20 protein-coding genes are annotated in these 22,199 nt (G+C 61.8%); 14 read left to right on the top strand and 6 right to left on the bottom strand.

From position 1 onward, the window contains the following. Positions 1–9: 9 nt before the first annotated feature. Positions 10–585: a TetR/AcrR family transcriptional regulator gene (locus D0550_RS16205; RefSeq protein WP_161965862.1), complete on the bottom strand. Its 576-nt coding sequence runs from the start codon at positions 583–585 to the stop codon at positions 10–12. A gap of 519 nt (positions 586–1,104) precedes the next feature. Between D0550_RS16205 and D0550_RS16200 the strand changes: the two genes are divergently transcribed. From D0550_RS16200 to D0550_RS16175, 6 genes are all read left to right on the top strand, one after another. Continuing rightward, the gene (locus D0550_RS16200; RefSeq protein ID WP_161965861.1) at positions 1,105–2,229 is read left to right on the top strand and encodes a sensor histidine kinase; all 1,125 of its coding nucleotides are present in this window, start codon (positions 1,105–1,107) and stop codon (positions 2,227–2,229) included. A 269-nt stretch (positions 2,230–2,498) separates the two neighbouring features. After that, a complete protein-coding gene (locus tag D0550_RS16195; protein ID WP_116810234.1) occupies positions 2,499–3,740 on the top strand; it encodes an efflux RND transporter periplasmic adaptor subunit in 1,242 nt (413 codons plus the stop codon). A 4-nt stretch (positions 3,741–3,744) separates the two neighbouring features. Then, positions 3,745–4,437 (top strand): ABC transporter ATP-binding protein, encoded by a 693-nt coding sequence (locus tag D0550_RS16190; RefSeq protein WP_116810233.1) that lies wholly within the window; start codon positions 3,745–3,747, stop codon positions 4,435–4,437. Positions 4,438–4,446: 9 nt separating this feature from the next. Beyond that, positions 4,447–5,604, top strand: a complete 1,158-nt coding sequence (locus D0550_RS16185) for an ABC transporter permease (RefSeq protein ID WP_116810232.1) — start codon at positions 4,447–4,449, stop codon at positions 5,602–5,604. A 20-nt stretch (positions 5,605–5,624) separates the two neighbouring features. Further along, on the top strand, positions 5,625–6,818 hold the full coding sequence (locus tag D0550_RS16180) for an ABC transporter permease (protein ID WP_116810231.1): 1,194 nt from the start codon (positions 5,625–5,627) through the stop codon (positions 6,816–6,818). 24 nt (positions 6,819–6,842) lie between these two features. After that, positions 6,843–7,745, top strand: a complete 903-nt coding sequence (locus D0550_RS16175; protein ID WP_116810230.1) for an Fpg/Nei family DNA glycosylase — start codon at positions 6,843–6,845, stop codon at positions 7,743–7,745. Positions 7,746–7,749: 4 nt separating this feature from the next. On the opposite strand, the gene D0550_RS16170 is transcribed toward D0550_RS16175, so the two are convergent. After that, positions 7,750–8,604: an alpha/beta hydrolase gene (locus D0550_RS16170; RefSeq protein ID WP_161965860.1), complete on the bottom strand. Its 855-nt coding sequence runs from the start codon at positions 8,602–8,604 to the stop codon at positions 7,750–7,752. Positions 8,605–8,719: 115 nt separating this feature from the next. Here D0550_RS16170 and galB point away from each other — a divergent pair, with 115 nt between their 5' ends. Together galB and D0550_RS16160 are read left to right on the top strand one after the other, a co-directional pair. Further along, entirely contained in the window at positions 8,720–11,461 is a 2,742-nt protein-coding gene (gene galB / locus D0550_RS16165; protein ID WP_116810228.1) for a beta-galactosidase GalB, read from the top strand. A 276-nt stretch (positions 11,462–11,737) separates the two neighbouring features. Continuing rightward, positions 11,738–12,253, top strand: a complete 516-nt coding sequence (locus tag D0550_RS16160; RefSeq protein WP_116810254.1) for an ORF6N domain-containing protein — start codon at positions 11,738–11,740, stop codon at positions 12,251–12,253. Positions 12,254–12,390: 137 nt separating this feature from the next. Here the strand turns inward: D0550_RS16160 and D0550_RS16155 are convergent, their stop codons facing one another. The 3 genes from D0550_RS16155 to D0550_RS16145 form a co-directional block, all read right to left on the bottom strand. After that, entirely contained in the window at positions 12,391–12,786 is a 396-nt protein-coding gene (locus D0550_RS16155) for a hypothetical protein (RefSeq protein WP_116810227.1), read from the bottom strand. Positions 12,787–13,477: 691 nt separating this feature from the next. Continuing rightward, positions 13,478–14,332, bottom strand: coding sequence for an alpha/beta hydrolase family protein (locus D0550_RS16150; protein WP_116810226.1), 855 nt, complete (start codon positions 14,330–14,332; stop codon positions 13,478–13,480). A gap of 51 nt (positions 14,333–14,383) precedes the next feature. Then, on the bottom strand, positions 14,384–14,704 hold the full coding sequence (locus D0550_RS16145) for a hypothetical protein (RefSeq protein ID WP_116810225.1): 321 nt from the start codon (positions 14,702–14,704) through the stop codon (positions 14,384–14,386). A gap of 446 nt (positions 14,705–15,150) precedes the next feature. On the opposite strand from D0550_RS16145, the gene D0550_RS16140 reads away from it, so the two are divergent. The 6 genes from D0550_RS16140 to D0550_RS16115 all read left to right on the top strand — a co-directional run bounded on the left by D0550_RS16140 (position 15,151) and on the right by D0550_RS16115 (position 20,983). Continuing rightward, positions 15,151–15,762, top strand: a complete 612-nt coding sequence (locus D0550_RS16140; RefSeq protein ID WP_116810224.1) for a superoxide dismutase — start codon at positions 15,151–15,153, stop codon at positions 15,760–15,762. Positions 15,763–15,937: 175 nt separating this feature from the next. After that, on the top strand, positions 15,938–16,147 hold the full coding sequence (locus tag D0550_RS16135) for a hypothetical protein (protein WP_116810223.1): 210 nt from the start codon (positions 15,938–15,940) through the stop codon (positions 16,145–16,147). 114 nt (positions 16,148–16,261) lie between these two features. Continuing rightward, a complete protein-coding gene (locus D0550_RS16130; RefSeq protein ID WP_116810222.1) occupies positions 16,262–17,473 on the top strand; it encodes an imelysin family protein in 1,212 nt (403 codons plus the stop codon). Between the two features lie 9 nt (positions 17,474–17,482). After that, positions 17,483–18,904, top strand: a complete 1,422-nt coding sequence (locus D0550_RS16125) for a di-heme oxidoreductase family protein (protein ID WP_206606329.1) — start codon at positions 17,483–17,485, stop codon at positions 18,902–18,904. Continuing rightward, complete coding sequence (locus D0550_RS16120; protein ID WP_116810221.1) at positions 18,901–20,055, top strand: DUF1513 domain-containing protein; 1,155 nt, start codon at positions 18,901–18,903, stop codon at positions 20,053–20,055. Before D0550_RS16125 ends, D0550_RS16120 begins: the two co-directional genes overlap by 4 nt. A gap of 103 nt (positions 20,056–20,158) precedes the next feature. Beyond that, entirely contained in the window at positions 20,159–20,983 is an 825-nt protein-coding gene (locus tag D0550_RS16115) for a porin family protein (protein WP_161965859.1), read from the top strand. A gap of 9 nt (positions 20,984–20,992) precedes the next feature. Here D0550_RS16115 and D0550_RS16110 read toward each other — a convergent pair whose 3' ends face one another. Next, positions 20,993–22,087: a helix-turn-helix domain-containing protein gene (locus tag D0550_RS16110; RefSeq protein WP_116810219.1), complete on the bottom strand. Its 1,095-nt coding sequence runs from the start codon at positions 22,085–22,087 to the stop codon at positions 20,993–20,995. Positions 22,088–22,199 lie beyond the last annotated feature (112 nt).

Here is a 22,199-nt window from a genome sequence, read left to right as displayed (position 1 = left end):
AGCGCAAGGTCAGCCTCGGCGATACGCCTCATCTGCAATCTGCAGCAGCTGCTGCACTACGAGCTCACGCTGCTCTTCAGTGAAACAAGAGATGCGCATCGATTCGCGCATCATCAGGCCATCGATCGCCAGCGTCACGACCGCGGCCCGAGCAAAATCCACATCGCTGCTTTCGAGCTGCTTGGTGTACTGAGCAATGCGCTCACGAATCACTTCCAGCAGCGCCAGATCGTTCGCGGCAGCAGCGAACAGCGCCGCGCCCATGCCGGCAATCTTGGCTCGGGGCTGCTGCGCGAGAATACCGACGATGCAGGCCTTGAGGTCTCGGCCATCGGTCTCACCGGTGCCGGTTTTCGCCTGCTCCACACAGTCGGTCATGCTCTCTACATAGCGCTTGGCCAGCGCGCCGAGCAATGACTCTTTGGAGGGGAAGTGATAGAGCAATCCGCCCTTGCTCACGCCCGCCGCCTGAGCCACGCCATCGAGTGTCATGCGTGCCGCACCGACGTCACCGACCACCCGCTCCGCCGCCTCGAGAATGCGCTCTCGGGCCGGGGTGACCGTGCTCGATGCCAACTCCGCCATGCTCAACCTCGCTGTACCGACTGGACGGTGAATATACCGTCCAGCCGGTACACCTTGTAATAACTTTCCGCTATGCCGCGTGCTCGTTTTCATAGCTGGCCGGTGACGGCGAGCCCTGCGAGCGGCCCGCGACTGCATCGAAAGCTGTTTAGAAAATTGAATACACATCAGAGCCATTACTGCGCCAGTATTGATTAATGGTAGAATTCTGTGAGTTTTTCTAAACTATCCGAACAGCGAAACCAGGCTGCGTAAAGTACCAGTTAGTCAGCCGCGAGCGGCCCCTGCACAGTCTCGGGGCTTGCGTAAATCGCCAGCCGCGACGACGTGGACCAACCTTCGCTGCTCTTCATGGCCTTCCGTGCGACCGTTCGAGGCGGCGCGCATTGAACGCTGGAATGAAGACGAACGAGGTCATGCTTTTGCGACACCAGATCGACAAACCCGCGCCGGGATTGCGTGTGGGCCGCAATGGACGGCTTACAATGCGCGCCGGTATTTAAAGGAGTGGCGAAACGCATGCCCGACACCGACGTGTCCTGGTTTGGCGGCGAACACTTTTTGCCACACGGACACAGCTATATGTGGACCCCGAGCATCCTGTGGATGCATGTCGTTGCCGACATCGTGATTGCGATGGCGTATTTCACCATCCCGTTCGTGCTGATCCATGTGGCACGGCGCCGGCGCGACCTGCCGTTCAACTGGCTGCTGGTGGCGTTCGGCGTCTTCATCGTGTCCTGCGGGCTGACCCACGTCATGAACGTGTGGAATGTCTGGCACACCGCTTACTGGCTCGAAGGTGTGATCAAAGTGATCGCCGCCGCGGCTTCGGTGCCCACCGCCATCCTGCTATGGCGCTCGTTGCCACAGATCCTGTCGGCGCCCAGCCGCCGGCAGCTGCGGGATGCAAACGAATCGCTCGCGCGGGCGAATCGGGAGCTCGAAGCGTTCACGGCGTCGGTCTCGCACGATCTGCGCTCGCCGCTCACGACCATTGCCGGCCAGGCGGGGCTGCTCGAGCTGTCGCTGCCCAATGCCACCGAAGAGCAACGCCGCCGACTGACTCGTATTCAAGGCAGCGTGAAGCAGATGTCGGAGCTGATCGATGCGCTGCTGGTCTTGTCCCGCATCTCCCGCCACACCTTGCATCGAGAGATCATCGATGTGAGCGCGCTGGCGGAAAGCGTCGTGCAGGACCTGCGGCAGAAGGACCCGTCACGCAATGTCGCAGTGGAGATTCAGCCCGGCATGTCGGTACATGGCGATCGGCGGCTGATCAGCGACCTGTTCGTGAACTTGCTGGCGAATGCATGGAAGTTCACGTCGCGTACCGAGAACGCTCGCATCGAGGTCGGCCAGTCGCAACATGGCTCGATGGCGACGCTGTTCGTCAGGGACAACGGCGCCGGCTTCGACATGGCGCACGAACACAAATTGTTCAAGCCTTTCCAACGCCTGCACGGCGCCGCCGAATTCGAAGGCACCGGAGTAGGCCTGGCCACCGTCGCGCGGATCATTGATCGTCACGGGGGCCGCATCTGGGCCGAAGGCAAACCGAGCGAAGGCGCAGTGTTCTATTTCACGATGCCGATGGTGCCGATTACGGAGCAGTTTCTGTTGATGCAGCGGGCGCTGGCCTGACGCGTGCCTGGATCCGGCAGAAAGAAACAGGCGCAGGTCTTGTTTCTTCTGCGCCCGGCGCGGTAGCGCAAATATCGAAGTTACTGACGAATTATCCGCGGATCTCACCGGCGTTACGCGGCTTTTCGCCGACGCGCCTTACTTCTGCCGGGCCCTCGGGATTAGAATCCGTGCCGCCTGCCGGCACCGGCATTGGCTTTCCTTGCATATACCAATGACCGCGCCCGTCGTTCGCTACGCGCGCGGCTGCTAAAGGACTAAAGGCTTCCATGTCATTCGATCAGAACGCACTCGACAGCCTCCGTATCGAACGCAGCCCGGAACCTGCACGCGACACTCGCCAAGGTGGCGTCTACAAATGGTTCATCGCCGCTGTACTGGTGCTCGCGGTCGTGGCGGCGGCATATGCATTGTTCCGAGACAACGCTATCGCGGTGGAGACAGTAACTGCGGTCGCCACTTCCAACAGCGGCAGTGGCGGCGGCTCAGTGTTGAATGCCTCGGGCTACGTAGTGGCGCGTCGCCAGGCCACGGTGTCGGCAAAAGTCACAGGCAAGGTCGTCGAGGTGTTCACCGAAGAGGGCAACGAGGTCAAGCAGGGCGAGCTGCTCGCGCGCCTCGACGATACGACCATGCGCCCGCAGCTCGACCTCGCCGAACGTCAGCTCGAGTCTGCGACCAAGAATCTGCAGGAAGTCGAAGTGCGCCTGGCCGAAGCTGAACGCAACCTGCGCCGAACGCAGCAGCTGCGTGCCGACAAGCTGGTCAGCGAACAGGCACTCGATTCGGCGCAGGCGGAACATGGCGCCCTGCAAGCGCGACTGGAAGCATTGAAGAGCGAAGTGAAAGTTGCCCAGAGCAGCGTTCGCGTGCGCGCTCAGGACCTCGATGATTTGTTAGTTCGTGCGCCGTTCACGGGCGTCGTGGTCTCCAAGGACGCGCAGCCTGGCGAAATGATTTCTCCGATCTCCGCCGGCGGCGGCTTCACCCGGACCGGAATCGCGACAGTCGTTGACATGGATTCGCGAGAGATTGAGGTCGACGTGAACGAGGCCTTCATCAATCGGGTCAAGGCCGGACAAAAAGCCGAAGCGGTGCTGGACGCCTATCCGGATTGGACCATCGCCTGTCACGTCATCAACATCGTGCCGACTGCCGATCGTCAGAAGGCGACGGTGCGCGTGCGCATCGGGTTCGACGAGCTCGATCCGCGCATCCTTCCCGATATGGGAGTGAAAGTGAGCTTCCTCGACGACCGCGCCGGTCAGCCGGCCGCCGCGGCCGCCCGCCCTGCCGTGCGGGTGCCGAGCGACGCCATCATGAAAGATGGTGACACCGCGTTCGTGTGGCGCGTGCGGGACAACTCGGTGGAACGAGTCGCGGTGCGTACCGGTGGCGTGCGTAGCGGACAAACAGAAGTGTTGTCGGGAATCGCTGCTGGCGACGTCCTTGTAGGGAAATCGGTGCCGGGCCTCGCCGAGGGCGCCCCGGTCAAAAAGAAAGCGGAGTGACACCATGGCTGATGAATCGCTGGTTCGACTGCGTGGCGTGGCGAAAGATTACAAGCGGGGCGCCGAGACCGTGCACGTGCTGCACGCCCTCGACCTGGACATTCCCAGGGGCGATTTCCTGGCGCTGATGGGGCCGTCGGGCTCGGGCAAGTCCACCTTGCTGAATTTGATCGGCGGCATCGACCGGCCGACTGCGGGCAGCATCGAGATCGCCGGCACGCGCACGGACTCGATGACCGATGGGGATCTGGGCCGCTGGCGTGCCGATCACGTCGGCTTCGTGTTCCAGATGTATAACTTGTTGCCGGTGCTGACCGCCGAGCGCAACGTCGAGCTGCCGTTGTTGCTGACGAAGCTGTCGGCCGCGGAACGACGCAAGCGCGCGAACGCGGCGCTGAGCCTGGTCGGATTGAGCGAACGCGCTCATCACAAGCCCAGAGAGCTATCGGGCGGTCAGGAGCAGCGCGTCGGTATTGCGCGCGCCATTGTTTCCGATCCCACCCTGCTGCTGTGTGACGAGCCTACCGGCGACCTCGATCGCAAATCGGGCGATGAGATCCTGGACCTGTTGCAGGCTCTGAATCAGCAACAGGGCAAGACCATCATCATGGTGACGCACGATCCGCACGCCGCGGCTCGCGCCAAGCACGTTCTGCATTTGAACAAGGGTCAGCTGGGCCGCGAAGCCGCGGCATGAGGTGACGTCATGTTCAAATACTTACCTTTGCTGTGGGCCAACCTGGGGCGTAAACGCTTGCGCACCAGTCTCACATTGGCGTCCATCATCGTCGCGTTTCTGCTGTTCGGGCTGATGCAGACGCTGCGCGTCGCGATGTCGGGCAGCCCCGAGCTCGCCGGCATCGATCGATTGATCACGATGCACAAGACCTCGTTCGTGCAGTCGCTGCCGCTCGCCTATTTGAATCGGGTCAAGGGCGTCGATGGCGTGGTGGCCGCGTCCTCGCAGGATTGGTTCGGCGGTATCTATCAGGAAGACCGCAACCAGCTGCCGGCGTTCGCCATCGAGGCACCGACCTTCTTCGAGGTGTACAGCGAATACACGCTCAAGCCCGAGGAAAAGCAATCGTTCCTGCAGGATCGCGGCAGCGCCATCGTCGGCCCACTGCTGATGCAGCGCTTCGGCTGGAAGGTCGGCGACACCATTCCGCTGCGCTCCAACATCTGGACCCGCAAAGACGATGGCGGCAACGTCTGGCCGATGAAGATCGCCGGCGTCTACGAAGCCAGCAACGGTGACAACCAGAGCATCTATTTCCATTACGACTATCTGAACGAGTCGCGCAGCGAGATTCGGGACATGATCGGCTGGGTGGTCGTCAAGGTCAGGGATCCGGCACGCTCGGCCGACATCGCGCGCTCGATCGACGAGCTGTTCGTCAACTCCTCCACCGAGACCAAGACTTCGACGGAAAAGGCCTTTATCCAGGGGTTTGCGAATCAGATGGGCAACATCGGCAAGTTGCTCACATTCGTCGCCGCGGCGGTATTCTTCACCATGCTGCTGGTGACGGCCAACACCATGGGTCAGTCGATTCGTGAGCGCATCAACGAGATCGGCGTGATGAAGACGCTGGGCTTCTCGGGCGCGGGCGTCACGCTGCTGATCCTTGCTGAAGCAATTCTCGTCACCGCGCTCGGTGGCTTGACCGGCCTGGGGCTGGCAGCACTCGCAAGCAAAGGAATCGGCGCGGCAGTGGCGCAGTTCTTCCCGGTGCTTGGCATGCCGACCGAGACGTGGGGCATTGGCGTCGTATTGATCGTGCTGCTCGGCGGCCTCGCCGCAGCCCTGCCCTGCACACAGGCATCGCGGCTGAAGATCGTCGACGCGTTGCGTAAAGGTTGAGCCAGGAAGGAACAGCAATCATGTCGAACAATTCTTGGGCTCAGATTGGCGCGATCACGAGCATGAACGTGCGCAACATGTCGCAGCGCGCGGCGTCGTCCATCGTCGCGCTCATCGGCATCGCTGGCGTCGTCACCGTGCTCATCGGCGTGCTGTCCATCGCCGAAGGCTTCAAAGCCGTGCTGGAGATCTCTGGCTCCGACGATGTCGCCATCGTGCTGCGAAATGGCGCGACAGATGAAATGGGCAGCGGCCTCAGTCAGGAACAGACGCGTCTCATTGCTGACGCCAGAGAGGCAGTACGCGATGACCAAGGGCCGGTCGCCTCTCCCGAGCTGTACGTCGTGGTCGACGTGCCGCTGAAGAGCACGGGCACCGCGGCGAATGTTCCTTTGCGTGGCGTCGGCCCACAGGCTGCGAAGCTGAGAAGCAATTTCAAGATCGTCGATGGCGAGAACTTCACGCCCGGCAAGTTCGAAATTGTCGTCGGCAAAGGCGCGAGCATGCAGTTCTCCGGCCTCACCGTTGGCAGCCGGCTGCGGCTGGGCAACGCCGACTGGACGATCACGGGCATTTTCGAAGACCGCGGCAGCGTCGCCGAATCGGAAATCTGGACCGATGCCACCGTACTCCAGGGTGCGTACAACCGCGGCACGTCGTATCAATCCATGCGCGTGAAGCTCACCAGCCCGAGCGCGATGCAGGCATTCAAGGATGAGTTGTCGACCAATCCGCGCCTCAACGTGCGCGTGATCAGTGAGAAGCAGTACTACGCCGAGCAGTCCAAGATTCTGGTGACGCTGGTGAGCACCATCGGCAGCGCCATTGCCATTCTCATGGGTCTGGGCGCGATCTTCGCAGCGCTCAACACCATGTACTCAGCTGTTTCGTCCCGCACGCGTGAGATCGCAACGCTGCGTGCGCTGGGCTTTGGCCCGGCACCTGTGATCACGTCAGTGCTCGTGGAGGCACTGCTGATTGGCTTGGTGGGCGGCGCCGTCGGCATGGTCGTGTCCTATCTCGCGTTCAATGGCGTGCGCGCGTCGACGATGAATTTCGCCACCTTCAGTCAGCTGACGTTCGCCTTCACCGTGACGCCGCCGCTGCTGATCCAAGGCCTGACTTACGCGCTGATCCTCGGCTTCATCGGTGGACTGCTGCCCAGCCTGCGTGCGGCGAAGTTGCCGATCACGACCGGCCTGCGCGAACTCTGAGCCCAGCCTGGCCGTTAGGCACTTATGCCAGAGTTGCCTGACGTTGCCGTCTACATAGAGTCGCTCGAGGCCCGCCTCGTCGGGCACCGGCTGGAGCGGATTCTGTTGAAGAATCCGTTCCTGCTGCGCACCGCCGAACCGCCGCTGCAAAGCTGCGAAGGCCACGTCGTGACGAAGTTGCGCCGGCTCGGCAAGCGCATCGCCATCGGCTTCGACAACGATGTGTGGCTGGTGATTCATCTGATGATCGCCGGCCGGCTGCATTGGTATGCGCCAGACCACCGTGGCAAGGTTCGCGGGCCACTGCTCCAGCTCGACTTCGACAATGGCGTGCTGACGCTGACTGAAGCCGGCACGAAGCGTCGCGCGGCACTGCATGTTGTGGCCGGCGAGGCGCAACTCGAAGAGCACGATCGCGGCGGGCTCGAAGTGCTCGGCGTCGATCCAAAAGTGTTTCGTGAGCGCATGAGCGAACGCAATCACACGCTCAAGCGGGCGCTCACCGACCCGACCATTCTCAGCGGTATCGGCAATGCCTACTCCGACGAGATCCTGCATCGCGCCGGGCTTTCCCCCATGATTCAGACCAAGCAGCTCGATGACGATGAATGGCGCCGGCTATACGACGCCGTTCAAGACGTGCTGACTGAGTGGATCGAACGCCTGCGCACCGAAGCGACGCGGGGTTTTCCGGAGAAGGTCACCGCGTTTCGCAAAGAGATGGCTGTGCATGGCAAGTTTGGTGAGCCGTGCCCGGTGTGCGGCACGGCCGTCCAGCGCATTCGTTACGCGGAGAACGAAACCAACTACTGCCCGCGCTGCCAGACCGGCGGCAAACTCCTCGCCGATCGGGCGCTGTCGCGGCTGCTGAAAGATGATTGGCCGCGAACCATCGATGCGCTGGAGAATGCGAAGCGGCGGACGTAAGCGCCTACTCGTTGCCACTTCCCTGCAGTGTCCGCTGCATGAAGCCGCGCATGATGATCATCGCGCCTTGCTCGACGGTGCCGTGGTCCAGCCCCGCCATCTCGTAAAACTCCACGCTCTTGTGACCCAGATTGCGTAAGGTCACGGCCATCAGCTCGTTCTCCTCCACGCGCGACTTGAACTCGATATCTCGCCCGCCCACGATCAGGCAGATCGGCGGGAACTTGTTTGCGGCGTGATACAGCGGCGCGTATTCATCGATGATGGGCCGCAACTCCGGCCCCTTGTCGCCGCGCTGCTTCTTGACCGTGAAATGCGAGGTCATCTGGCCGCTGACCGCGATCACGCCCGCGAGCGACTGATTTGATAGCTTGTGTGCGCCGAGCCACTTCGGATCCATCGCAATCATCGTTGCGAGATACGCGCCCGCGGAATGACCCGAGACGAACACCTTCTTCGGATCGCCGCCGTAGCGCTCGATGTTCTTGATCACCCACGCAACCGCAGCCGCGCTGTCTTCTAGATACGCCGGCGGCTGCGCCTTCGGCGCCAGTCGATAGCTCGCTGCGACGAGCGCGACGCCCTGATCCTTCAAGTTGGGAAAGTATCGGCTGCCGCCCGTCAACCCGCCCCCGTGAAACCACACGACGGTGGCGAAGCCCTTCGTGCCCTTCGGGTAGTAAACGTCGAGCTTGCCCTGCTCCTTCTGATATCCGTCCGCGCGCGCCAACGTCGCAGCGTCGTAGTACGCGATGTTGTTCTCAGTGCCGTACTCCAACTTGGCAACGGCGCTCTCAGCCAGCGACGCAGAGCCCGACAACAAGCACCCCATCCCGATCAACACAGCACGAAAAATCATCAGCGCTCCTCTCGTCTCCGGCGATTGCGCTGGAAGTATGCAGCATTTCATTTGTCTGAGATAATGCCAGAGTCGGCGCCGGACGTGCCGAACTTGCCGCTGAAGGGTTCCAACGATGCGAAATTCTTTCCGCCCTCGCCGCGATGAGGGCCACGCGTTACGCTCGGTGCTGAACTGGCGTAACGCCCTGCTCTGCACCCTGTCACTCGCTGCGCCAGCATGGGTCGCAGCTCAAACCACGGCGCCCGGCGAGCGCATCTCCATCAACGCTGGTTGGCGCTTTCAAATGGGCGATCCGGCGGGCCTCGCGACGCCGCTGATGTACGACGTGCGCCCCGTCGTCACACTGACCGAGGATGGCAAGGAAGCGGATGCGAAACCCGAAGAAGCCGCGAAGGTCGCAGCAGCCAGGCAGCAGGTTCTGAAGCCGTGGATCCTGCCATCCGGCAATGCCTTCATCAAAGATCCGGCGCACCGACATCAACGGCCCACGGGCGATCCCGGCGGCGATGTTTCTTATGTGCAGACAAGCTTCGACGATAGCACCTGGCGCAATGTCACCTTACCGCACGATTGGGCGATCAGCGGCCCGTTCATCAGCGAGGGTCCGTATGGCGGCATGGGGCGACTGCCGAGCTGGGGCATCGGCTGGTATCGAAAGAAGCTGGAGATTCCGGCGAGCGATCGTGATCGCTCGATCTTTCTCGATATCGATGGCGCGATGTCGTACGCCACAGTGTGGCTCAACGGCAAGCTGGTCGGCGGCTGGCCGTACGGTTACAACTCATTCCGCCTCGATCTCACTCCACACGTAACGTTCGGCGGCGCGAATCAGCTCGTCGTCCGTCTCGACAATCCTCCGCACTCGGCGCGGTGGTATCCCGGCGGCGGCCTGTATCGCAATGTTTGGTTGACGAAGACGAATCGCGTGCACGTGAGTCACTGGGGCACTCAGGTCACGACACCGCAAGTTTCCAAGGCCTCCGCCACTATCGATGTCTCTGTCTCCGTCGATAACGACTCGCAGACCGAAACGTCGGTCGAAGTTTCAACGGACTTCTATGCCTTGGACGCCGACGGCAAGCGAACGAGCGGTGTCCTCGCCAAGATCAACCACGGCAACGCACGCGTTGCGGCCGGCGCGAACACTCAACTGCGAGGATCGACAACGCTCGCAAACCCACGCTTGTGGGGACCGCGACCGACGCAAACCCCCAATCGATACGTCGCGGTGACGACGGTGTCGCGCGGTGGCAAGGCTATCGATCGCTATGAGACGCGGTTCGGCATCCGCTCGCTACGCCTGGACCCGAACAACGGCTTGTATGTGAACGACGAGCGCATTCCACTCAACGGCGTCAACAACCATCACGACCTCGGCGCCCTCGGCGCGGCCTTCAACGTGCGCGCCGCTGAGCGCCAGCTGGAAATGCTCCAGGAGATGGGCGCCAACGCCGTGCGGATGAGCCACAACCCGCCTGCGCCGGAGCTGCTCGAACTGACCGATCGCATGGGCATCCTGGTGATGGATGAAGTGTTCGACGTGTGGGAGCGCAAGAAAACCCCGCTCGACTTTCACCTGATCTTCCCGGACTGGCACGAGCAGGACCTGCGCTCGATGCTGCGCCGGGATCGGAATCATCCTTCCATCATCCTGTGGAGTGTCGGCAACGAAGTCGGCGAGCAGTACACCGACGCACACGGCGCCGCGATCGCGAACAAGCTGGTGAACATCGTGCGTGAAGAGGATCCGACGCGACTTGCAACGACCGCGATGAATTGGGCAAAGCCGGACATGCCGCTGCCCGCCGCTGTCGACATCATCAGCCTGAACTATCAAGGCGCCGGCATCCGCAGCCTGCCCGGGCAGTTTCCCGCGTTTCGCGAACGCTTCCCGAACAAGGTCATACTTACCAGCGAAAGCGCGTCGGCACTCAGCAGCCGTGGCGAGTATCAGTTCCCCGTAAGCGGCAGCATTAGCGGCCCAGTGCGCCCGGGATCGGGCGGTGATCCGAAAACCCGGCAAGTCAGCGCTTATGAGCTGCACGCCGCCGACTTCGGCACCTCCGCCGATCGCGCGTTCGCCGCGCAGGATCAGCATCCTTACGTTGCTGGTGAGTTCGTGTGGACCGGCTGGGATTATCTCGGCGAGCCGACTCCGTACTACTCATCGCGGAGCTCTTACTCGGGCATCATCGATCTCGCCGGCTTCAAGAAGGATCGTTTCTATCTGTATCAAGCGAAGTGGCGCCCGGAGCTGCCGCTCGCGCATTTGCTGCCGCACTGGACCTGGCCGGGCCGCGAAGGTGAAGTCACGCCGGTTCATTTGATTACTTCTGGCGATGAGGCCGAGCTGTTCGTCAACGGCAAATCGCAAGGCCGGAAAAAGCGCGCGGCTTACGAGTATCGCCTGCGCTGGGACTATGTGACTTATGAGCCCGGCGAGCTGCGGGCTGTGAGCTACAAGAATGGCAAGGAATGGGCGACGGCCTCCGTGCGCACCGCCGACGCGCCCGCCAAACTTGAGCTGACGGCCGATCGTTCGAATATCCAAGCTGATGGCAGCGACCTGTCGTTCGTCACCGTTCGCGTGCTCGATAAGAACGGTCTGCCCGCTTCGACTGCGAAGAACTCCATTCGCTTCACCGTGGACGGCCCTGGTGAGATCGTCGCGACTGATAACGGAGACCCGACTAGCTTCGTGCCATTTCAATCGCCGGTGCGCGAGGCATTCAATGGGCTTGCGCTTGTGATCGTGCGTAGCAAGGCGGATCAAGCCGGGAAGATTACAGTGCGCGCGGAATCGGCAGCGTTGGAAGGTGCGGCCGTCACGTTGAATACCACCAAGCGGCGCTAGTCGCAGCGCGGACGCGCGCGACGGCCGATCCGCTCGCGCGCCCGCGGCGCTTGCCGCGGAACATCGCTCGCGCACTCTTCGCGCGAACTGCCGCGCGCCACGCGCGCGCAGCGGCATCAAAAAAAGACTCAAATCCGCGCCGAATCGCGCCCTGTTGTTACACACACAGTCCGAGCGCACCGAGCTAAGCTCAAACCACCGACGATTCCTATCGAATGTTCCGCCGAACGTCACAATGGAGGAGCAGCAATGGCGAAGAACAAAGATGCCGCACTCATGCCGGTGGAGCGCATCTCGCACTCGATTCTCATGCTCCGCGGCCAGCGCGTGCTGCTCGATGCGAACCTGGCGGTCCTTTACGGCGTCCCGACCCGCGCGCTCGTCCAGGCCGTCAAACGCAACCTCAGACGCTTCCCGGAGGACTTCATGTTCCAACTCACCGCAGACGAGTGGGCAACATTGAGATCACAGTTGGTGACCTCAAACGAGGGGCGCGGTGGACGGCGATATGCGCCCCATGCCTTCACCGAACAGGGCGTTGCAATGCTATCCAGCGTCCTCAAGAGCTCTCACGCGATCGCAGTCAATATCGAGATCATGCGCGCCTTCGTGCGCATGCGAGAACTGCTCGCCTCCAACAAAGAGCTTGCTCAGAAACTCACAGAACTGGAGCGCAAGATCGATTCACACGACCAAGCCATCGTCGGCATCCTCGAGGCCATCCGCGAGCTCATGCATACGCCGGAGCCGAAGAAGCGGCCCATCGGGTTTACCGCAAACCTCGATGAGTGAACTCGCCCCTGTTCATTTGCCCTTGGCACGCCCTTGCGCCAAAGTCGAGGTCTTGAACCGGTCGCAAAGCGCGACCGGTTCCCAGAAGCATCGCGACCCGCGCTTGCCGCCCTACGCCTTCACCGAACATGTAGCCATCATGGATTTCCCATGCGGTGATACTCCCACCAAGCCCCCGCTAACGGCAGAAGCGACAACGCCATCACATGCACATCTGCCCGAACAATCACAAAGTATGCAAGCGCTCCGACCGTTACGACCGAGGGCACTCCCAACACAACGCGCGCGCTTGCCAACCTGCTGGACACAAAGAGCGCCAGAATTGCCGCGCCGATGCAACTCATGGCTCCCGCAAACGGCAGCCAGAATACCGTCACCACCTCGGCCGGAGATACATCTGCCGCGTGCATGACTGCCCTATATAAGAACGCTGCACGCTGAGAAAAGCTGCCGTCCGGAGTCAAAGCCCATACCGGCAAGAGTGCAATGCCAAGGTCTACCAACCCGGCGATCAGCAAATAGAGCACGCTCATTGGCGGTAGCCCGCGCGGTGTTGCTACTTGCATTGGTCACCACACACCCGTTGCAGCGTGCGAAAGCAGAAGCGCGATCATCGCCACCAACGCCGACATGGCGAACTGGCCATACAACCAGCATCGTCCTTTGATACTCATCGACCATGTTCCCCGAATTGCTGCAGCTTCTCGGATGAGCCGGCATTCCCAGGGTTAGTGTGTTCGACCGCTTTTGGGTCGTGCACTCTTCCGTGAGCTACCGATGTATTTGTTGAGCCGGCAAACGCTAAGTGACACAAACTTTTGCCGGCAATCGGGGAAAGCAAGTGATTTTCCGAGACCCTGAACGCAGTGTCCCTTCACACTACGTAACGCGCCTGCAACCTCGGCCTTCTCTTCTCATTGACAATTTCATGACAACTGGCCCTCGCCGCACTACTTTCGTCGCTCGGCGGTACGCCCATGCACACCACGAGTGCATTTCGGCAAATCTTCGCGTGTACCAGCCCTTATTTTCCGCCACTTCCAGGCCGTTGAGAGTTGGCACGCCTCCTGCATTTATGAAACCGAGCGTCTTAGGGCGCGAGTCTCTTCGGTTTCAACGTGCTTACGACGATGGTCAATTATCCCCCTGAGCCATCTCGGATGCCGGCGTGCGCGATGTGATGAACCTCGCGCACGCTATTTTTTTCCCACCAGCTCACTCGATTCAACGCACGCTCAGCCATTGCGGCACGAGCGGCCAGAGTGTTTGTTCGAACTGTGGACGGAAGAAGCCGAAGTGACCGATGTGGCGTGCGCCGATTTCGCGAGGGGCGATGCGGCGATATTCGACAGGCGCATTCGCATACAAGCCGTGCAGTGACTTGATGCCCTTCGCAGACATCATTTCGTCGTCGGTAAACGACAGTGACAGCATCGGCGTGCGCACTGACGCATAGTCGGCGCGGACGTCATCGCCTTCGGCGCCAACGACGTATTCGCGGTTGAGACACCAGCGGCGCCACTGCTGCATCACACCGAAGGGCAGATCGCCGACTTTGCGCAACCGTTTGCCGGGAAAGTAACCGGCAGTGCGCAGAGCGAGCGGCACGGCGATGAACCACAACCACCACACCACAGACTTGGTACGCCAGGTGTTCTCGAGCCAATAGCCCGTGCCGGTAGCAACCGTAATGACGCGATCGATGCGATCGCGATTGGGAATGAGACCGAGCAGTTGACCGCCGAGGCTGTGGCCGACCCAGTGCAGCGGCACGTTGGGGACCTCGGACTTCACCATGTCGATGACCGTGGCGCAGTCCTGCGCCCAATCGAAAATGTTGACTGGATAACCGCGCAACGAACGGGGCGCGGAGAAACCAATGCCGCGATAGTCGAACGTGGTGACGTGATAACCCTGCTGCGCGAGCCAGTGCGCAAACTGGGTGTAGAACTTCTGCGCCACGCCCATCGCGGACGGAATGATCACCGCCGCTTTGGGTGAGCCAGTCGTGCGAAACGTTCGGAACACCAGCGACGTGCCGTCGGGCAGCACGACGCTGTCTTGACCAGGATCGAGCACTCGTCGCTCCCTGAAGTGCGAGTTACACGATCTTATTGTGCCGCGGTTGATTTAGAAATCGGCGAATTTCGCGTCCAGGATTTCCGCTTCAGCGGCGCAGCCGATCTCGCGCACCGAGTTCGGGCCCGGAAAAAACTGCTCGCTGAGATCTTTGCCGCCCGCCGCCCGCCAGCGCACGGTGGTGGCGATGGTCTTGAACGTGTGGGTATTGACCAGCCACAGGCGCGTGTTCTGCGCATCGCAGCTGCCTTCGAGCTTGAGCGAGACAAAGCCGCTCGCTGGAGCGTCCTCCGCTGCCTGAACCGCTATCGTTCCCGCCATCGCCACGACGCCTAAGGCGAAGATGGCTGCGATCTGTGTCGCTTTGCCCACGTCTCATCCTCCCGGTGCATGCGGCTGACCGCTCCCTGCGGACACGCCCCCCTGCTCCTTCGTGTTGAACCCTCGAGCTTCCGTGACCGCCTGAGACTTCTATTCGGTCTCGTGGCCCGCGCAACGGAACACGCGAAATATAGTCGCTATTGCGGCGTTGCGCATGTTCACTATTGACGCGACGTCTCGATTTCGTCCTGAAGTCGCCAGGGCCGTGCAAGCGAAACCGCGCGGACCGTGAGATGAATCACATTCGTTGACGCACTGGCCCAACGGCGCCTGCACGGCAGGGGCGGGTGGCCAAGGGCCTGTCGGGGAAGGTATTCTTTCGGGCCCCCTCGTCATCGAACGGTAACGAAGGCCCCCGGATCGAGCGGGGAACTTCGCCCTCTACGATACGTTGGCCCCTTTACCCCCCACTGTCTTAGCGCTAGCTGGAGCTCGCCATGGCGTTCGAATTGATGCCCCTGCCGTTCCCTAAAGATTCTCTTGGCCCGACGATTTCGGCGCGCACGCTGGATCATCACCATGGCAAGCACCATGCGACCTACGTGGCCAAGCTGAACGAATTCATCGCCGGCACGCCGATGGAGAAGCAGGACCTCGAGTCCATCATCAAGGCCACTGCCAACAAGACCGGCACCGAGCGCAAGATCTTCAACAACGCCGCGCAGGTCTGGAATCACGATTTCTTCTGGAATTCGCTGGCCCCGAACGGCGGCAGCTCACCGCCGGAGCCGCTCAAGAAGCGCCTGGAAGCCTCGTTCGGCTCGTTCGAGAACTTCCGCGACAAGTTCGTCGAAGCGGCCGTCGGCCAGTTCGGCAGCGGCTGGGCCTGGCTGGTCGCGAAGGACGGCAAGCTCGAGATCACCACGACGCACGACGCCGACAATCCGCTGATCACCAGCGGCTACGCGCTGTGGACCTGCGACGTCTGGGAGCATGCTTACTACCTGGACCACCAGCAGAACCGCGCCGGCTTCGTCAAAGCGGTGGTGGAGCAGATCGCCAACTGGCAGTTCATCGGCAAGCGCCTCGCTGAAGCCGAGAGCCGTTGATTGATCATCTGAACCGATCCGGGGACAGATTCTGCGAATCTGTCCCCTTTTTCTAAGCATTTACCGCGGTGCCCTCACGACCGGCTTCAGTACATGTGCCGGTTTCTCCGAGCTTTGATCCCCCGCAACATGCTGCCTTGCGTGTCCCTCGGTCGGGACGGACGCAACGAGCAACATGCAGCGCCAGCACGACACCCGGACCGAAGCCGCTCTGTATTGGGCAGCCGTCAGCCTCATCGTTTGTGAAGGACTCTCCATCGAGAAAGCCGCCGACCGGCTCGGTGTCGATGGGGAAGAGCTCACTCACATCCTGCACCGCCGCCAGAGCCTTCGACCTACCACGTTCGGCGACTCGCCACCGCCCTCGCGCGTGAGATCGCATTGACCGCCATTCGTGCGGCGCCGACTCATTCTTAATTGCGAGTCATTCTCGATTGCGAATAAAATCGGCTGTCTCCCGCCCTGGCGGGCCGCATCCATTTCAATAAAGCGCCCCAACATGCTCGCATCCGCCCTGAAGTCCGCCGCCGCGGCCGCACTCTGCTTGACCCTCGCGACCGGCTGCACCCGCACCGAGCCGGTGGATCCCCGCCAGCCCGTGCTGGAGAACTATGCGCAGATCGTCCTGGCGACGTACGAAGACACGCTCGCCACCGCGCGCGAGCTGGACCAAGCCATCGATGCCCTGCTCGCCAATCCGAGCGAGGAGACCTTGAACGCCGCCCGCGAGCGCTGGCGTGCCGCGCGCATTCCGTATGCCTACACCGAAGCCTTCCGGTTCTACGGCGGCCCCATCGACAGCGAGGATGGCCCGGAGGGACAGCTCAACGGCTGGCCGCTGGACGAGAACCACATCGATGCGGTGGTCCTGGACAAATACAACGCCGCCCCCGGCCTCAACATCATCGGCAACGTCGAGCGCTTCCCCGACATCACACCCGAGCTGATCGCGGATCAGAACGAGCTGGGGGGCGAGAAGAACATCGCCAGCGGCTATCACGCGGTCGAGTTTCTGCTGTGGGGCCAGGACTGGAACACGCCGCCTGAGTCGGCCGGTCAGCGTCCGTACACCGACTTCGTCGTCAAAGGCGATGCCGCGACCGACGTGAACGCGCGTCGCGGCAAGTATCTGAAGGCGGCCTCGACCCTCATTTTGAGCGATCTGGAATCGGTGGCGGCGCAGTGGCGCGAATCGAAGGAACCCAACTATCGCACTTCGTTCGTCACCGGCGACGTGTACACCAGCCTGAAGCGCATGTTCACGGGCATCGCGGCGCTGGCCGAAGTGGAAATGGCCGGCGAGCGCATGAACGTGCCGCTGCTGTCGTCCGATCAGGAAGAGGAACAATCCTGCTTCAGCGATCTGACCGCCGACGAGCTGCGCGCCAACGCCGTCGGCATCGAGAATGTTTACTTCGGTCGCTACCAGCGGCGCGACGGCACGACCGTCAGCGGCCCGAGCCTCGCCGATCTGGTGAAAGCGAAGGACGCACGCGCTGCCGAAGAAATCGAAGCCCGTCTCGCGCGCACGCGTGAAACGGTGGGCGCCGTGAAGAATCCGTTCGATCGCGAGATCCTGGCGGAAAACACTGAAGGCCGCGCTCGCCTGCAAGCCGCCATCGACTCACTGCGCGCGCAGGCGTTGTCGTTCTCGCGCGGCGCCCGGTCCATTGACGTCTTCCTGTCCGATCTGGAAGGACTGGGAGATTAATAGACCGCGATGATCCGTATTCACGAAGAGCCAGCCCAGGTCGCCAAGCTCGTCGGCCTCGCGGCGCTGTGTAGCGCAATGTCTTTCCTTGGCGCCTGCTCGAAAGGCAGGTCGACCGAGGAGCTGTTACAACCCAACTCCGGTGGCGCCATGACGGTGAGCGAGTCATCGCGTCATGCGTTCTCACGGCCCGCGACCAACCTGACGGTTGCGCAGCGAGGCGAGTTTTTCATCGGCAACGCCTTCTTCAACAGCCCCTGGGTCGTAGCGCCCGCAAGCGCCGGCGCACGTGATGGGCTTGGCCCGCTGTTCAATGCGCGCAGCTGCGATCAGTGCCACAACAACGATGGTCGCGGTCAGCCGCCCTTGACGGAAGACGAGCAGCCCGTGTCACTCGTGATTCAGTTCGCAACGCCGACGCCGGGCGACAACAACGAGCCGCAGGCGGATCCCAACTACGGGGTGAACTTCAATCCGTTTGCCATCGGTGGCGTGCCTGCGGAAGGAAAGCTTCGCATTCGTCATCGCGAGATTGCCGGCACGTACGGCGATGGCACGCCGTACACACTGCTCGCGCCGGAATATTCCTTCGAAGAGCTCGCATACGGCGAACTGGCGGCCGATACGAAGTTGTCGCCACGCATCGCGCCGGCTGTGTTCGGCTCGGGCTTGCTCGAAGCCATTCCCGAAGCGCAGATCATGGAGCGCAGCGATCCGGACGACGCCGATAACGATGGCATCTCGGGCCGGCCGAATCATGTGTGGGATCCGCTGGTCGGTCGTGCCGTACTGGGACGGTTTGGCTGGAAGTTGAATCAGCCCGACATTGCGCATCAGACGGCGGCCGCATTCTCCAGCGAGATCGGCATGACGACCTCGATCCGTCCGACGCAGATCTGCACGTCGGTGCAGACCGCGTGCCTGGCGGCGCCGAGCGGCGGCGAACCGGAGATCAGCGACGAGATCTTCGAGCACATGGTCACGTATCAGCGCATGCTGGCCGTGCCGATGCGCCGCAATCTCGACTCGCCTGAAGTGAAACGCGGCGCGAAGTTGTTCCTCGAGTCTGGTTGTGAGTCATGCCATCGCGCGACGTTCAAGACCGGCACGATCAAGGATCAGCCCTGGCTCAGTGATCAAACCATCCATCCGTTCACGGACATGCTGTTGCATGACATGGGTGAAGGCCTGGCTGACGGGCGAGCCGATTTCGCGGCGAGCGGCAGCGAATGGCGGACGCAGCCGCTGTGGGGGCTGGGTCTGCAAAAGACAGTCAATGGTCACACGCGGCTGCTCCACGACGGCCGCGCGCGCGATGTGAGTGAAGCGATTCTGTGGCACGGCGGTGAAGGCGAGCGCGCCAAGGAAGCATTTCGCACTCTGTCCAAGCAGGATCGCGAGGCATTGTTGAGGTTCATCGACTCCCTATGAACGCATCCAGCGTCAACGCCCCCAAGTGGTCGCGTCGCCACTTCCTGGCGGCATCGGCCTCATTGAGTGCAGTCGCGGCCGGCGGCTTGTTGTTCTCCTCCGAGAGCAAGGCACGCACGGGCACGTTGCTCTCTGCGTATGAAGATGCTCGTGGCGATCAGTACGTCGGCGGCTTGTCGTTGCAGGATGACAAGGTCTTCGGCGCTCGCGTGCCGATGCGGGCGCACGGTTGCGCTGTTCATCCCAGCGATCCCAATCGCGTTTTGTTCTTCGCGCGACGACCCGGAACGCAAGCGTTCGAACTGGACCGCGCGACGATGCAAGCGCGCGCCGTGTTCACGACCGCGCCAGGCCGTCATCTCGCGGGCCATGGCACCTATTCAGCCGACGGCAATTTGATTCTCACCCCCGAACATGACTACGAGCGGGCGAAAGGCGTCGTGGTCGTGCGCGATGTGCGCAACTTTGCAATCCTTGGTGAGATCCATACGAACGGCATCGACCCGCACGAAGTAGCGTGGCTGCCAGATCATCGCTCATTGCTGGTCGCCAATGGCGGCATCATGACTCATCCGCGCAGCTTCCGACGCAAGCTAAACATTCCGACGATGGACCCGTCGCTATGTGTGATCGATGCGACCAGCGGTGAGCGCAAGGAACAGTGGCGCTTGCCCGAGCATCTGTTGAGCATTCGACACGTGTCGATGACCGGCACAGGCATTACTGCAGTGGGCCTGCAGTACGAAGGTGATGACAAGAACGCAGCACCCGGCATCGTCGCGCTGTATCGGCCAGCGCAGTCTGGCAACCCAGCGCAGTTCCGCTTGCTCGCCGCGCCTGCGTCCGAGATTCCGAAGTTCCAGGGCTACGTTGCCAGCATCGCAATCAGCGAAGCGCATGATTTGATTGCTGCGGCATGTCCGTACGGCAATGGCGTCGCGTGCTGGTCGATCAGCGATGAGCGATATCTCGGCTTCATCGCCGCGTCGGAAACATATGGTTTGTCGCGAGTTGCCGACGGCTCCATCCTCGCTTCACAACGCGATGGCACGGCGTACGGTCTGGACGAAACTCGACTGCGTTCACAGTTCCTGAAAATCGCCAGCTCGCAACCGATCCGCTGGGACGATCACTGGGTCGCGACTGTGTGAGCACACGGGCATAATCCGAGGCAATAACGCCGGAGTGCCCGAAGTGATTGCTGAACGCACCGTTGCCCAGCGCGCTGCCACGCGCGTCGCCCAGAGCGTAGCCATGACTCTCGCGCTGAGCCTGTTCAGCGTGGCACACGCCGCCGCCCCGAAGCCCACCAACGACAAGTTGCCGGACTGGGCGCCGCAACCCAAGCCGCACGTCATGGAAGATCGGTTCCGGGTCGAAGTCATGACACTGAACGCCGGCGTCGACACCGACATCCGTGTCGACCCTACCCTGGCGACCCAGGGCACGTTGATCAACGCCGAAGACGATCTCGGGCTGGACGACAGCAAGCTGTTGCCGCTGGCCGAGATCACATTGCTGCCGGGCGAACGCCATTTGATCCGGCTCAGTGGCTTCAGTCTGCGACGCTCGGCGCGGACCGTGATCGATCGCACCATCGTGTTCGACGATCAAACCTACCGACCCGGCGAGCGCGTCGACAGCACACTCAACTTTACGTCGGTCGGTCTCACGTATGGCTACAGCGTCGCGAAGACTCAGCGCGTCGATGTCGCGTTGACGTTTGGCGTGCAGGTCGTCGAAGTGGACGCGAACGCGGTGGTGCGCAGCCGGGTGGTGCGTGAATCCGAAACGGCCGTAACGCCGCTGCCGCTGGTCGGCATCGAAGGCCGTTTCGATTTCAACGAGCGCTGGTCGGTCGAAGCCCGCGCGCAATATCTGTCGGTGGAGTTCGACGAGATCGACGGCTCGGTGCTGGATGCCCGCGTTGCGCTCACCTGGCGCATGAACCCGTATCTGGTGTTCGGCCTCGGCTATCGCAACTTCCACGTGGAAGTCGATTCCCGAGACATTGACGATCCAGGCATCTTCGATATGAAGATGGCCGGCCCGCTGTTTTTCATGCGGGCCAGCCTGTAGCAAAGCTCTTCAGGACTTAGCCCGCAGCGGCGCCACGTCGCCCGACTGGATCACCAGCGGCGGTTCGACATCCTCGCCATTGCCGTCTTCGACATGCGGATGGGCCATCGGCCGCATGTCATCAATAAAAATCTTCGACGCGTAGTGCAGCCACGACACCGGCGAGCGCACCCTCACATCCGAAGGCGGCGTGCGCAGCGTGCGTGACGGCGATTCGCCAAACAACGCTTTGTAGTTGCGGGCGAACAAGCTGAAGTCCCAGATACCGAAGCGCGCGGCAATGCGCGTGACCGTGTCGCGTTGCGGATCGGCACGCAGCAACGCGGCGCGAATCTCTCGCAACTGACGCACCTTCAGCAATCGCATCGGGCCGACACCGAAGAACTCGTGGAAAATGTTTCTTAGCGTGCGCTCGCTGACCAGCGTCGCACGGCACAGATCTTCGATGAACAGCGGCTGGCCTTCGTTGGCTTCGATCAGCTGCAAGGTGCGGGCGATGACCCGACTGCGAGAGAACTGCGGCCGGCCGACATGACGATCCTGCACCTTCATGCTGCGCTCGAGCACATGAGTGAGACAGATCGCGACCTCCTCTTCGATGGCCTGCACAGCTGCCGGCTCATGGAGATCCAGATTTGCGGCAATGGCGCGCTCCGTCACCCAGCGCAAACGATCGAGATATGGCAGCGCAGAGCGAGTGCGCGGACCGCCGCCGGTGCGTGCGGTGAGCAACAGATCGTGAGAGATCAGCCTGGTCTCGTTGGGCACGCTGATGCCGGCCCAGCGCACCACGTCCTGGCCGGTGAACGTGAACGGCTGCTCCTCGTGCAATGTGATGAACGCATCCGGCTCGAGAAAATGACCGTCGATCCGGATGTGCGTCGGATCGGTCATCGGCAAACCGAGTGTGAAGCGGCCAGGCTCGCCATCGCCCGCGAACGTGGTCGGGCTCCCGATCTGGATCTGCTGTAGCGAAACAGCGCCCGGGCGCACCGCCTCTGTCCACCATTCCGAGGTCGAGCGAGCCGTCGGAATGAAGCGTCCGTCTACCCCTGTTATCGCTTCGGCAAACTCATCGAAGTCCCGAAATACCAGTCTTGCCATGGCGTGTTCTCCCTTTGCCTGACTGAGGTCCGATCAACGATCCGTCGAAATATCCATCTTGCCGTAATCTGCCGTTAACCATGATAGCCGGCGCAATTGTTGCCGAATCCTC

This window comes from Steroidobacter cummioxidans (genome assembly GCF_003104955.1).
The sequence above is the reverse complement of the archived record's forward strand: the minus strand, read 5'-3'. Positions and strand labels throughout refer to the sequence as shown.